Raw genomic sequence first — 13,643 nt, forward strand, 5'->3', positions numbered from 1 at the left:
CCACAACGACCCCAGCTTTCGCTGGGGTGACGCCTTGGAGAGACAATATGACCAGCCCGATCCGCACCGAACGCCATGACGACATCCTCGTCATCATTTCCGACAACCCGCCGGTCAACGCGCTCGGCGCGGCGGTGCGGCAGGGGCTCGACAAGGGCGTAGACGAAGGCCTTGCCGATCCCGCGATCAAGGCGATCGTCATCCGCTGCGACGGCAAGACCTTCTTCGCCGGCGCCGACATCACCGAGTTCGGCAAGCCGATGCAGGAGCCCGGCCTGCCGACGTTGCTCGACAAGATCGAAGCGGCCGACAAGCCCGTCATCGCCGCGATCCACGGCACCGCGCTGGGCGGCGGCTGCGAAGTGACGCTCGCCTGCCATTACCGCATCGCTGTGCCTTCTGCCGTCATCGGCACGCCCGAAGTCAAGCTCGGCCTGCTCCCCGGCGCCGGCGGCACCCAGCGCATCCCGCGCGTCGCCTCGGTCAAGCTCGCGCTGCAGATGACCGCGATCGGCGATCCCATCCCCGCCAAAGTCGCCATGGACAACGGCCTGATCGATCGCCTCGCGACCGAGGGCAATCTCGAAGCCGATGCCATCGCTTTCGCCCGCGAAGTCGCGACGGCTCGCCCACTACCCCGCGCCAGCGAGAAGACCGCGACCGCCGATCCCGAAGCGGTCGAGGCGTTCAAGAAAGCCAACGCCAAGCGTTTCCGCGGCTTCGACGCGCCTTATGCCAACATCGCCTGCGTCGAAAAGGCCGCTGACGGCCCCAGCTTCGCCGACGGCATCGCCTTCGAACGCCAGGAATTCATGAAGCTGATGCTCGGCACCCAATCGGCGGCGATGCGCCACTTGTTCTTCGCCGAGCGCAAGGCAGCCAAGATCGACGGCATTGCCGACGACATCCCGCTCCGCCCGATCAACAAGGTCGGCATCATCGGTGCGGGCACGATGGGCGGCGGCATCGCGATGAATTTCCTGTCGGCGGGCATTCCCGTGACGATCGTCGAGATGCAGCAGGACGCGCTCGACCGCGGCGTCGGCGTGATCCGCAAGAATTACGAGGCGTCGGCCGCCAAGGGTCGCCTCAAGCCCGAGCACGTCGCGATGGCGATGGGCGCGCTCCACCCGACGCTGAGCTTCGACGAACTCGCCGACTGCGACCTCGTCATCGAAGCGGTCTATGAGACGATGGACGTCAAGAAGGAGGTGTTCGGCAAGCTCGACAAGATCGTCAAGCACGGCGCGATCCTCGCCTCGAACACCAGCTATCTCAACGTCGACGAAATCGCCGCGAGCACGAGCCGTCCGCAGGATGTGCTCGGCATGCACTTCTTCTCGCCCGCCAATGTGATGAAGCTCCTGGAAGTCGTGCGCGGCGCCAAGACCGCTGACGATGTGCTGGCGACGGTGATGGCGCTCGCCAAGAAGATCAAGAAGGTCGCGGTCGTCGCCGGCGTCTGCCACGGCTTTATCGGCAACCGCATGCTGATGCCGCGCCAGGTCGAGGCCAACAAGCTGCTGATGGAAGGCGCGACCCCGCAGCAGATCGACAAGGTCCATGTCGATTTCGGCATGCCGATGGGGCCGTTCCAGATGAGCGACCTCGCCGGCGTCGATATCGGCTGGCACCGCGACCCGACCCGCATCGAAAGCATCCGCGACGCACTCGCTGCCGAGGGCCGCTGGGGGCAGAAGAAGGGCGCGGGCTTCTATGACTATGACGAGAACCGCAACCCGACGCCCTCCGCGCGTGTCGCCGAGATCATCGAGGATTTCCGCTCCAAGTCGAACCTCGCGAAACGCGAGATTACTGACGAGGAAATCATCGAGCGCACGCTGTATCCGATGGTCAACGAAGGCGCACTGATCCTGGAAGAGAAGATGGCGCAGCGCGCGAGCGACATCGATGTCGTATGGATTTATGGCTATGGCTGGCCGGTCTATCGCGGCGGCCCGATGTTCTGGGCGGACCTGGAAGGCGCCAAGAAGATCGTCGATGGCCTGGAGAAGCACGGCTTCAAGATCGCACCGCTGCTCAAGGAAAAGGCCGAGACGGGCGGGCGGTTCAATTGAGTCGAATTTGGCAAAATCCTCCCCTGGAAGGGGAGGTGGCAGCGCGTAGCGCTGACGGAGGGGTATCGACGCTCGTACCGCCGGGGCCACCCCTCCACCATGCCTGCGGCATGGTCCCCCTCCCCTTGCAGGGGAGGAATTGATGAAATCCGCCCTGGCCACTGCTGCCGCTATCCGCGCTGGCGAAACCACCGCGCTTGCCGAGACCGAGGCCGCCATCGCGCGGATCGAGGCGGGCGATGGCGCGATCAACGCCGTCGTCGTGCGCGATTTCGATCGGGCGCGCGAGCAAGCCCGCGCGGTCGATGCGCGGATCGCGGCGGGCGACACATCAGGCGCGCTGCTCGGCGTACCGATGACGGTGAAGGAGTCGTTCGACGTCGCCGGACTCGTCACCTGCTGGGGCTTTACCGAGCATGCCGATTTCGTGGCGAGCGAAGACGCGATCGCCGTCCAGCGGCTGAAGCGCGCCGGCGCGGTTATCCTCGGCAAGACCAACGTGCCGGTCGCGCTCGCCGACCTCCAGACCAACAATCCGGTCTATGGCCGCACCCGCAATCCGCTTAACCTCGATCGCGTCCCCGGCGGCTCGTCGGGCGGGGCGGCGGCGGCGCTGGCGGCGGGCTATGTGCCGATCGAGATCGGGTCGGACATTGGCGGGTCGATCCGCATCCCCGCCTCCTTCTGTGGCCTCTGGGGGCATAAGCCGACCTACAATGCGCTGTTAAGCTTCGGCCATAACTTCCCGAGGACTGATGGGTGCGGCGTCGCGCTCAACGTCATCGGCCCGCTCGCGCGCGACGCGGATGACCTGGAAGCGCTGTTCGAGGTGATGGGCGGCGATGCGCTCGCCCGCCCTGCCTCACGCGCTCCCGGTGCGTGGCGCCTGTTGCTGCTCGACCCGCATCCGCAGGTGCCAGTGCAGGCCGCGATCCGCGACGCGATCGAAGCGACCGGCAAGGCATTCGAAGCGCGGGGCGCAACGGTCGATCGCCATACCGATCTGCTGCCCGATCTGGTCAGCCAGTCCGGCAATTACATGCGCATGCTGCTCACAGCGATGGCGCGCGGCGCGCCACCGCCCGATGGCGGGCCAGCGACCACGCTGGGCGGCTGGTTCGACCTGATCGACGCGCAGGCCAAGTGCCGCCGCGACTGGGGGCGGCTGTTCGGCGAGTATGATGCGGTGATCGCGCCGATCTGGGGCACCACGGCCTACCCGCATGACGACACCCCGCTCGGCGAGCGAATGCTGATGATCGACGGCACGGCCTATCCGGCGGGCATGCAGATGGCGCTCCCCGGCCTTGCCACTTTCCCGATGCTGCCGGCGACCAGCGTGCGCGTCGGCACCGACCCCGATGGCTTGCCGATCGGCGTGCAGGTGATTGCCGATTATAACCGCGACTGGACGGCCATCGCCGTCGCCCGCGCCGCGCATCAACTCGCTTTTGACGTCACCCCAGCGCAGGCTGGGGTCGCTGCGTGAACGTGCGTTACCCTATCCTCAACGAGACCCCAGCTTGCGCTGGGGTGACGGAGTATCTTCGATGACTGAGACGCTCGAAACCTTCCGCGCCGAAACCCGCGCCTGGCTGGAGGCGAACTGCCCGCCCGAAATGCGCGAGCCGGTGCGCAGCGAAAAGGATGCCTGCTGGGGCGGGCGCAACCCCGATTTCCAGCCCGGCCAGAAGGAATGGATGGACGCGATGGCCTCGCGCGGCTGGACGGTGCCCGACTGGCCGACCCAATATGGCGGCGGTGGCCTATCACCTGCCGAAACCAAGATTCTGCGCGAGGAAATGGCGGCGATGAAGTGCCGCAACCCGCTGAACAGCTTCGGCATCTCGATGCTCGGGCCGGCGCTGCTCAAATACGGCACCGAGGAGCAGAAGCTCGAGCATCTGCCCAAGATCGCACGCGGCGAAATCCGCTGGTGCCAGGGCTATTCGGAGCCGAACGCCGGCTCCGATCTCGCCAGCCTCGCCACCAGCGCCGAGGATATGGGCGACCATTTCCTGATCAACGGCCAGAAAGTGTGGACCTCTTACGCCGACAAGGCCGATTGGATTTTCTGCCTCGTCCGCACCGACAAGACCAACAAGCACAACGGCATTTCGTTCGTCCTCTTCGACATGACGACGCCGGGCGTCTCGACCAAGCCGATCCTCTTGATCAGCGGCTATTCGCCCTTCTGCGAGACGTTTTTCGACAATGTGAAAGTGCCCAAGGGCAATCTGGTCGGCGAACTCAACAAGGGCTGGGACGTTGCCAAATATCTGCTCGGCCATGAGCGCGAGATGATCAGCGGCATGGGGCTCGCCTCGACTGGCGGCAATCCGCTGATCGAGGGCGCGCTGGCGACAATCGGCCTCGATCATGACGGCCGCCTCGCCGATCCGCTGCTGCGCGCGCAGATTGCGCTGTTCGAGGTGCGTGCCCGCGCTTTCGGCATGCAGGCGGAGCGCTTCATCGACGAGCTCAAGGCAGGCCGGGCGCACCCCGCCCAGCCGAGCATGATGAAATATTACGGCACCGAGCTGAACAAGGCGCGCCACGAGCTGATGATGGCCGCAGGCGGTTCGGACGCGCTCGAATGGGAAAGCGATCGATCGCGCGGCGGCGCCGGCGCGCGCGCCTGGCTGCGCACCAAGGCCAATTCGATCGAGGGCGGCACCAGCGAGGTGCAACTCAACATCGTTGCCAAGCGGATTTTGGAGCTGCCGGGGGCGTAACTAGCCGTCACCCCAGCGCAAGCTGGGGTCGTTTGCAAATTCTGGTGCCCTGGCGGCACGCGACCCCAGCTTGCGCTGGGGTGACGAAGGACGATCAATGCCACTCTACCTCACCGAAGAACAAACCATGCTGCGCGACACGGCGAAGGACTTCATCACCGATGCCGCGCCGGTCAGCCACATGCGCGCCCTGCGCGACGCCAAGGACGCGACCGGTTTCAGCCGCGACTTGTGGAAGCAGTTCGCCGAAATGGGCTTTACCGGCATCCTGATCGGCGAGGAGCAGGGCGGGCTCGGCCTCGGCCATGTCGAGGCGGGCGTGGTGCTCGAGGAAATCGGGCGCAACCTCTCGCCCTCACCGTTCCTGTCGACGGCCGTTGCCGCCGTCGAAGCGCTGAAAGGCAGTGCGCAGGCCGAACGCTGGTTCCCCGGCATCCTGGCGGGCGAGACAGTGGCCGCGCTCGCGATCGATGAGCGCGCCAAGCACGGCACCGGCATCGCGATGAAGGCGGAGCGGTCGGGCAATGGCTTCCGCCTGTCGGGCACCAAGCAGTTCGTCAGTCACGGCCATGTCGCCGACGTCATCATCGTCGCGGCGCGGACCGCCGGCAGCGCTGACGACAAGAACGGCATCACCCTGTTCGCGGTCGACAAGGGCGCAGCAGGGCTCTCCGCCGAGGCCGAGCGGCTCGCCGACAGCTCGCTTGCCGCGCGCCTTACCTTCGATGGCGTCGAGGTCGATGCCGACGCAGTGATCGGCGAAGTCGATGCCGGCGCCGATCCGCTGGGTCGGCTGCTGCGTGCGGGGCGCGCCGGCGCCTCGGCCGAATTGCTCGGCGTCGGTGGCGGCGCGATGGACATGACGGTCAATTACTTGAAGGAGCGCAAGCAATTCGGCGTGCCGATCGGCAGCTTCCAGGCACTCCAGCACCGCGCCGCGCACCTTTATAGCGAGATGGAAGTCGCGCGGGCGGCCGTGCTCAAGGCGCAGCAGCTGCTCGACGCTGGCGCGCCCGGCGCCGACGAGGCTGTGTCGGTCGCCAAGGCGATGACCAGCCTCGCGACCACGCTCGCGGTGCAGGAAGGCATTCAGATGCACGGCGGCATCGGCATGACCGACGAATATGACATCGGCTTCTACATGAAACGCGGCCGTGTGCTGGCAGAGCTGTTCGGCGACGCGAATTTCCATGCCGATCAGCTGGCGCGAGCAGCGGGGTATTGAGTGGAAAACCCCTCCCCCGCTGATCTTGCCGCCAAGCTTGTCCGCCTGCTCGACGTCGAGCAGCTCGACACTGATCTGTTCCGCGGCGCCTGCGGTGATGATGGCTTTGGCCGGGTGTTCGGCGGCCAGGTCATTGCCCAGGGCCTCCAGGCGGCGCAACGCTCGGTTGAGGAGACCGGTGCCGAAACCAAGACGGCGCATTCGCTCCACGCCTATTTCATGCGCCCCGGCGCGGAGGATTATCCGATCATCTACCGCGTCGTCCGCGATTTTGACGGCAACAGCTTCGCGACACGCCGCGTCGTCGCAACCCAGCGCGGCGTGCCGATCCTGAGTATGACCGTGTCGCTCCAGCGCCCCGAGGAGGGGTTGGCGCATCAGGACACGATGCCTGATGTCCCCGCGCCTGAGGACCTGAAGAGCGAGACCGAGTTGCGTGAAGCGGTGATCGAGCAAATCCCCGAACGATTCCGCGCCAACTTCCTCCGCCCTCGCATGGTTGAAATTAGGCCTATCGAGCCGCGCGAATGGTCGAACCCGGCGAAACGCCCGCCGAATCAGTCAAGCTGGTTCCGGGCGGTCGCACCGGTCGGCGATGACCAGGCGCTGCACCGTGCCATCCTGGCTTATGCCAGCGACATGACCCTTCTGGGGACCGCCACCCTGCCGCATGGCGTCCATTGGATGACGCACAAGCTGCAGACCGCGAGCCTCGATCACACCGTCTGGCTGCATGAGCCATTTCGCGCCGACGAGTGGCTGCTCTATGTCTGCGACAGCCCCTGGACGGGCCATGCACGTGGCTTCAACCGCGGCCAGGTTTTCGCGCGTGATGGCCGCCTGGTCGCGAGCACCGCGCAAGAGGGACTGATGCGACTTAGGGAGTAACAACCATGGAGCTTTCGACCGACATCAGCGATTTCACGCGCCGCGATTTCACCTTTAACGGCAAGACCAAGCCGGTGCTGACGCTGGGTGATGCGGGCCCGGCGGTCATCGTGATCCACGAAGTCTATGGCTTCACGCCGCCGCTGGCCCGCTTTTGCCGGTGGATCGCAGACGCTGGCATGCGCGTTTATGCGCCGATTCTGCTGGGTACGCCCGACGCTGGTAACCCCGCGGTCATCACGCGCGGTCGCATTCTCCACCTCTGCGTCAGCCGCGAATTCACCATCCTGCGCAGCAATCGGTCGAGTCCGATCGTCGACTGGCTGAAGCCGCTTGCGCGCCAGGCGCACGCCGAATGCGGCGGCCCGGGCGTAGGCGCGATCGGCATGTGCCTGACGGGCGGCTTTGCACTCTCAATGGCGGTCGACCCGGTGATGCTGGCCCCCGCGCTTTCGCAGCCGGGCATGCCGCCACGCGATGCGCCCGCGCTCGACATCTCCGCGGCGGATCTGGCCTGCGTCAAAGCACGCACCGAGCAGGAGGGGCTGGAGATTCGCGGCTATCGCTTTGCGGGCGATCCGCTGTCTCGACCCGAAAAGTTTGAAACGCTGCGCACCGTGTTCGGGTCGTCGTTCAAGGGCACCGAGCTTCCAGACAGCGCGGGCAATCCCGATAGCCCGCTCGGTCGCGCTGGCCGGCCGCCACACAGCGTGATGACCGGCGATCTGATCGATGCTCCCGGTCAACCCACCCGCGCCGCCGCTGACGATGTGATTGCCTTTTTCAAGACAAGGCTTGCTGCCTGAACAGCCGCTGTCAGCGTCGTTCAGGAACAAGACCGGGAGAGTCGCGTAATAGACACCATACCCGATCCCCGGGTGAAGGAAGGTGTTATGCGTATCTCCAAAGCTCTCACTGCCGCTGGGCTTGCCCTGACTGCCGTGACGATGGGAACGGCGGCTCAGGCTCATGATTACAACCATGGCCGCTATGATCGTGATCATCGTTACGAGCGCGAATATCGTGACGGCCGCTATGACCGCGACCACCGTGACTATGATCACGATCGCCGTTACGGATGGGGTCGTGGCTATGGCCATCGCCATTGCTGGACCGAGTGGCACTATCACCACCGCGTGACGGTCTGCCGCTAAATGACGATTGGTGCGGGGAGGCATGCACGCCTCCCCGTTTCCGTTTGGGCGTCGATCAAACGGCGGTTCTGCCGAACTCCTGCCGCGTGACCGGGTGGCTCGACGACAAGCCGCCATCGACCGCGATTGCTTGCCCGTTGACGTAACTCGCCTCCGATGACGCCAGAAACACCGCGACGCTGGCCAACTCCTCGGGCTGCGCGGCGCGGCGTAGCGGGTTCAACCGGCCAACCTTGTCCATCTTGTCAGCCTCTCGCGCGTAATCGAACACCGGCTTGGTCATGCCCGTTTCGGTGAGGCCGGGGCAAATCGCGTTGACGCGCACCCCCGAACCCGAAAATTGCTGCGCGGCGGTCATCGCGAGATTAATCACCCCCGCCTTCGACGCCGAATAAGCCGGCGATCCCGCCCCCGACCGAATGCCCGCAACGCTCGCCGTCAGGATAATCGCGCCGCTACCGCTCGTCTTGGCGCGCTCGACAATCGCGGGGCCGGCATGTTTGATCGCGAGGTAGGGCCCAATCAGATTGACGCGCAGAACCTCGGTGATCAGCGCGGCATCGGTATCGAAGATATTGGCCATGCCGCCCGAGATGCCGGCATTGGCGAACATCACGTCGAGCCCGCCGAACGCCTCTATCGCGAGCGCCACCGTGCGGACGACATCCTCCTCCTTGCCAGCATCGATGCGGATCGCGCGCGCGGCACCACCCGCCGACGCGATGACCGACGCCGTTTCCTCGACCGCCTCACTCCAATCGGCACAGACGACGCTACCGCCCTCGCGGGCAAATTGCAGCGCGGCCGCCCGCCCGATGCCGGAGGCGGCACCAGTAACGATGATCGATTGGCCCGTGAAACGCATAGTCCCTCTCCGCTACTCGTCATGCCAGCGAAAGCCGGCACCGCTCTCCGTAAGTCCTGCCGTCGCCAGCGGTCCCAGCTTTCGCTGGGACGACGCTAGGTCAAATCGTCACCCCGCCATCAATCACCAGCGATTGGCCGGTCATGAAGGTGCTGGCATCGCTCGCCAGAAACACGACACCGCCAGCAATCTCGTGCGGCTCGCCGATACGCCGGAGCGGCACGCTTTCGTTGCTCTGGCGGATGCGCTCGGGGTCTTCCCACAAGGCGCGGGCGAAATCGGTCCTGATCAGGCCGGGCGCGATGCAGTTTACCCTCACATTGTCGGGCCCGAACTCGTGCGCCAGGTTGCGCGCGAGCTGCATGTCGGCCGCCTTGCTGATGCAATAAGCGCCGATCGTCGTCGAGCCGCGCAAGCCGCCAATCGACGAGACGATGATGATCGAGCCGCTTCCGCGCGCGCGCATCTCTGGCGCCACCATGCTGATCAGCCAGTGGTTGCTGACGATGTTGTTGTCGAGGATCTTGCGGAGCTGCTCGTCGCTGATCCCGCCCTGCGGGCCGTAATAGGGGTTGGAGGCGGCGTTACAGACCAGCACGTCGATCTGCCCGAAGACGCGGCGGGTTTCATCGACGAGATGCTGGAGCCCCGACTTGTCGGAGATGTTGGCCGCAACCGCGATCGCAGTGCCCTCGCCATATTTGCCGTTGATCTCTGCAGCGACCTCGTCGCACGCGTCCTGTCTGCGGCTGGAGATGACGACCTTGGCGCCATGCTCGGCCAGCTCGAAGGCGGACGCCTTGCCTATCCCGCGCGACGAGCCGGTGACGATGGCGATGCGCCCGGTCAGGTTGAATTGGCTCATACCTTCTCCCTCTCCGCCTAAATCCGTCGTCCCAGCGAAAGCTGGGACCGCTGGCGATGGCAGCCCACCATTGTTGGCGATCCCAGCTTTCGCTGGAATGACGACACGTTACGCCCCCGCCCGTTGCGCAAAATGCAACGCCGCCGCCGCCAGCCCCGGCACGCGCTCTGCCGTCTTCGCGGCCTGCGCGCTGCTCGCGGTGCCGTCGACAATCCGCTTCTTGATCCCCTGAACGATGCCGGTCAGCCGGAAGAGATTGTACGAGAAATACCAGTCGAGATCGGGCACGCCCTCGCGACCCGTCGCCGCGCAATACCGCGCGACCATCTCCTCGATCGTCGGGATGCCGGTTTCCGGCCCCGCCAGCCCCATCACGCCTGATCGACCCTCGGGCTGCGTCACCCAATTCATCAGGAAATAGCTGAAGTCGGCGAGCGGATCGCCGAGCGTCGACAGCTCCCAGTCGAGCACCGCGATCACCCGCGCCTCGTCGCCCGCGAAGATCATGTTGTCGATGCGGTAATCGCCATGGACGATGCTGGTCCGGGTCTGCTCGGGCACGGTGCGCGGCAGCCACTCGATCAGCCGTTCGACCTCGGGCATGTGTTCGGTTTCGGACGCGCGATATTGCTTGGTCCAGCGCTCGACCTGGCGCGCGAAATAATTGCCGGGCTTGCCATAGCTTGCGAGGCCTGCCGCGACGAAATCGGTATGGTGCAGCGCGGCGAGCGTGTCGACCATTGCGTTGTAGATCGCGGTGCGCTCGGGTGGCGTCATGCTCGGCAGCGCCCCGTCCCAAAGGTTGCGGCCCTCGACCAGCCCCATCAGGTAGAATTTGGCGCCGATGACCTCCGGGTCTTCGCACAGCCCGTAAGGCGTCGGCACCGGGAAGCCGGTCGGGTGCAGCCCCGCGATCAGCCGATATTCGCGATCGACTGCGTGCGCGCTCGGCAGCAACTTGCCGAAGGGCTGGCGGCGCAGCACGTAATTCTGCGCGGGCGTTTCGACGCGATAGGTCGGATTGGACTGGCCGCCCTTGAACTTGCGCAACACGACCGGACCATGCGCGCCGGGGATATTGGCCTCCATCCACGCCGCGACCTTGGCCGCGTCGATCGGATCGTCGGCGGGCACCGGCAGCGTGCCGACCATCAGCTCTTCGGCAGAAGGCTCGGCCATCAGGCGAACTCGATCACGCTGCGCACGCTGTCGCCCTGGCGGAGCTTGTCGAGCGCTTGGTTGACCCCGTCCAGCGTGATCTTCTCGGCAACCATCGTGTCGAGGTCGAGCTTGCCGTCGAGGTAGAGCCGCACCAGCCGCGGCATATCGATCGGGAAGCGCGTGGAGCCGAGCAGCGAGCCTTGCAGCTTCTTGCCGGTGAGGAAGGTCGGGCCGGCGATCTTCACTTCATTGCCCGGTGCGATCATGCCCAAAATCGTCGCCGTGCCGCCACGCCGCAGGATGGTCCAGGCAAGCTCGGCGGTGTTGGGACGGCCCACGGCCTCGATCGCATAATTCACCCCGCCTTCGGTCATGCCGATGACCTTCTTGGCGAGATCGGGGTCGGTTGCGTCGAGGCTGTGCGTCGCGCCCAATTTCTCCGCGAGCGCGCGCTTATCGGCGACCGGATCGATCGCGATGATCGTGCCCGCGCCGGCAATCTTGGCGGCGTTGATCGCGGCGAGGCCGATGCCGCCTGCGCCAATCACCGCAACGCTCTCGCCCGGCTTCACCTGACTATCGTTGAAAATCGCGCCCGCGCCGGTGATGACCGCGCAGCCGAGCAACGCCGCGCGGTCAAGCGGCATCGCCTTGTCGATCGCGACGCAGGCGTTTTCGTGGACGAGCATCTGCTCGGCAAAGGCGGACAGGCTGAGGAACGGCGCGAGCGGCGTGCCGTCCGCGCGCGACAAGCGCGGTGCCGCATCCTTGGGCCGGCGCGTCGAGGGGTCGATACACAAAGACGGCCGCCCGCTGACGCAGAATTCGCAAGATCCGCAGAAGACAGTGAAGAAGGTAATGACGTGATCGCCAGGCTTGATCCGCGTCACATCGCTGCCAACCGCCTCGACCACACCCGCCGCTTCGTGCCCCGGCACAGTCGGCATCACATGCGGGAAGCTGCCATCGACAAAGTGCAGATCAGACCGGCAGACGCCGCATGCAGCCGTGCGGATCAGCACTTCGCGCGGGCCGGGCGCATCGATGCGGATATCCTCGATGACGAGCGGGGTCTTGGCTTCGAACAGGACGGCTGCTTTCACTTAAACTCCCCAGCAAAATCCTCCCCTGCGAGGGGAGGTGGCAGGCCGAAGGCCTGACGGAGGGGTATCACGCTATCGTTAGCGTGATACCCCTCCACCACGTGCTGCGCACGCGGTCCCCCTCCCCTTGCAGGGGAGGAGCTAATTTAATCACCGCCCCACCGCCGCCTTTGCCGCGACCGCCTCGGGCAGCTCGGCATATTTGCCGAACTCGTTCCTTGCGATCGCCCGGTTGTGGACCTCATCCGGGCCGTCGGCGAAGCGCAAGGTGCGCATCGCCGCCCAGGCATGCGCCAGGTGGAAATCCTGAGACACGCCGCCGCCGCCATGCGCCTGGATTGCATCGTCGAGGATCTGCAGCGCCATGTTGGGCGCGGCGACCTTGATCATCGCGATCTCCTGCTGGGCTGCCTTGTTGCCGGCCTTGTCCATCATGTCGGCGGCCTTGAGGCACAGCAGTCGCGTCATCTCGATATCGATCCGGGCCTTGGCGATGCGCTGCTCCCAGATCGAATGGTCGGCGATGCGCTTGCCGAACGCGACGCGGGTCAGCAGCCGCTTCGCCATCGCCTCGATCGCGGTTTCCGCCACGCCGATGGTGCGCATGCAGTGGTGGATGCGCCCTGGCCCGAGCCGGCCCTGCGCGATCTCGAACCCCCGCCCTTCGCCGAGCAGGATGTTCTCCGCCGGCACGCGAACATTTTCCAGCACCACTTCGCCATGGCCATGCGGCGCATGGTCATAGCCATAGACGCTGAGCATCCGCTCGATGGTGACGCCCGGCGAGTCCATGTCGAGGATCATCATCGATTGCTGAGTGTGGCGCTGGCTGTCGGGGTTGGTCTTGCCCATCAGGATCGCGACTTTGCACCGGGGATCGCCGACGCCCGACGACCACCATTTGCGGCCATTGACGATGTAATGATCGCCGTCCCGCACCATGCTGGTCTGGATGTTGGTCGCGTCGGAAGACGCCACCGCCGGCTCGGTCATCAGAAAGGCCGAGCGAATCTCGCCGTTCATCAGCGGGCGCAGCCAGCGCTCCTTCTGTTCGTGCGTGCCGTAGCGGTGGAGCACTTCCATATTGCCGGTATCGGGTGCGGAACAATTAAAGCACTCCGAAGCCCAGCCGATTTTCCCCATTTCCTCGGCGCACAGCGCATATTCGAGATTGGTGAGCTGCGTGCCTTTGAATTCGAAGCTGTCATCGACATGCGCGCGGCCCGATTGCGGCGGCATGAAGAAGTTCCACAAGCCAGCTGCTTTGGCCTTGGCCTTCACTTCCTCGATCACCGGAATGACTTTCCAGCGCTCGCCGGCATGCTCTTGGGCGTGATACTCGTCGTTACGCGGGCGGATTTCGCGATCGATAAAGTCCTTCACCCGGTCGCGGAAATAGGTTTCGCGGTCGGTCAGGGTGAAGTCCATGCGTGCTCTCCCGGCAAGTGAATGGCCGCACGCTTAGGCCATACCGCACATTCGGTAAAGCGCCCTTGCGCGGGTTTTCCCCGCCGGATTTCAGGCGCGATCAGCCATTCGGGGAAAATGCGACAAAGGGACTGTTCCTTC

Annotated in this window: 12 protein-coding genes; 7 read left to right on the top strand and 5 right to left on the bottom strand. The window is 65.2% G+C overall.

The genetic code is table 11. The features are described from left to right. Window positions 1-47 precede the first annotated feature (47 nt). From ACLB0R_RS10430 to ACLB0R_RS10460, 7 genes are all read left to right on the top strand, one after another. Window positions 48-2,078, top strand: coding sequence for a 3-hydroxyacyl-CoA dehydrogenase NAD-binding domain-containing protein (locus ACLB0R_RS10430; RefSeq protein ID WP_416643751.1), 2,031 nt, complete (start codon window positions 48-50; stop codon window positions 2,076-2,078). A gap of 142 nt (window positions 2,079-2,220) precedes the next feature. Further along, window positions 2,221-3,567: an amidase family protein gene (locus tag ACLB0R_RS10435; RefSeq protein WP_416643750.1), complete on the top strand. Its 1,347-nt coding sequence runs from the start codon at window positions 2,221-2,223 to the stop codon at window positions 3,565-3,567. Between the two features lie 61 nt (window positions 3,568-3,628). Then, a complete protein-coding gene (locus ACLB0R_RS10440; protein WP_416643749.1) occupies window positions 3,629-4,813 on the top strand; it encodes an acyl-CoA dehydrogenase family protein in 1,185 nt (394 codons plus the stop codon). A gap of 97 nt (window positions 4,814-4,910) precedes the next feature. Further along, window positions 4,911-6,038 carry an acyl-CoA dehydrogenase family protein gene (locus tag ACLB0R_RS10445; protein ID WP_416643748.1) on the top strand — a complete coding sequence of 376 codons (1,128 nt, stop codon included), beginning with the start codon at window positions 4,911-4,913 and terminating at the stop codon, window positions 6,036-6,038. Next, window positions 6,039-6,926 carry an acyl-CoA thioesterase gene (locus tag ACLB0R_RS10450; protein WP_416643747.1) on the top strand — a complete coding sequence of 296 codons (888 nt, stop codon included), beginning with the start codon at window positions 6,039-6,041 and terminating at the stop codon, window positions 6,924-6,926. It begins immediately after the preceding gene. A gap of 5 nt (window positions 6,927-6,931) precedes the next feature. Then, window positions 6,932-7,732 (top strand): dienelactone hydrolase family protein, encoded by an 801-nt coding sequence (locus ACLB0R_RS10455; protein ID WP_416643746.1) that lies wholly within the window; start codon window positions 6,932-6,934, stop codon window positions 7,730-7,732. 87 nt (window positions 7,733-7,819) lie between these two features. Next, window positions 7,820-8,080 carry a hypothetical protein gene (locus ACLB0R_RS10460; RefSeq protein ID WP_416643745.1) on the top strand — a complete coding sequence of 87 codons (261 nt, stop codon included), beginning with the start codon at window positions 7,820-7,822 and terminating at the stop codon, window positions 8,078-8,080. Window positions 8,081-8,135: 55 nt separating this feature from the next. Here ACLB0R_RS10460 and ACLB0R_RS10465 read toward each other — a convergent pair whose 3' ends face one another. The 5 genes from ACLB0R_RS10465 to ACLB0R_RS10485 form a co-directional block, all read right to left on the bottom strand. Further along, window positions 8,136-8,945 (bottom strand): SDR family NAD(P)-dependent oxidoreductase, encoded by an 810-nt coding sequence (locus ACLB0R_RS10465; protein ID WP_416643744.1) that lies wholly within the window; start codon window positions 8,943-8,945, stop codon window positions 8,136-8,138. Between the two features lie 100 nt (window positions 8,946-9,045). Further along, window positions 9,046-9,810: an SDR family NAD(P)-dependent oxidoreductase gene (locus ACLB0R_RS10470; protein WP_416643743.1), complete on the bottom strand. Its 765-nt coding sequence runs from the start codon at window positions 9,808-9,810 to the stop codon at window positions 9,046-9,048. Window positions 9,811-9,918: 108 nt separating this feature from the next. After that, window positions 9,919-10,962, bottom strand: a complete 1,044-nt coding sequence (locus ACLB0R_RS10475) for a phosphotransferase family protein (protein WP_416643926.1) — start codon at window positions 10,960-10,962, stop codon at window positions 9,919-9,921. 26 nt (window positions 10,963-10,988) lie between these two features. Continuing rightward, on the bottom strand, window positions 10,989-12,074 hold the full coding sequence (locus ACLB0R_RS10480) for a Zn-dependent alcohol dehydrogenase (protein ID WP_416643742.1): 1,086 nt from the start codon (window positions 12,072-12,074) through the stop codon (window positions 10,989-10,991). A gap of 150 nt (window positions 12,075-12,224) precedes the next feature. Further along, window positions 12,225-13,502: an acyl-CoA dehydrogenase family protein gene (locus ACLB0R_RS10485; RefSeq protein WP_416643741.1), complete on the bottom strand. Its 1,278-nt coding sequence runs from the start codon at window positions 13,500-13,502 to the stop codon at window positions 12,225-12,227. Window positions 13,503-13,643: the final 141 nt, after the last annotated feature.

Origin of the sequence: Sphingomonas sp. GlSt437, from assembly GCF_048015635.2 — a bacterium.
GTDB lineage: Bacteria > Pseudomonadota > Alphaproteobacteria > Sphingomonadales > Sphingomonadaceae > Sphingomonas.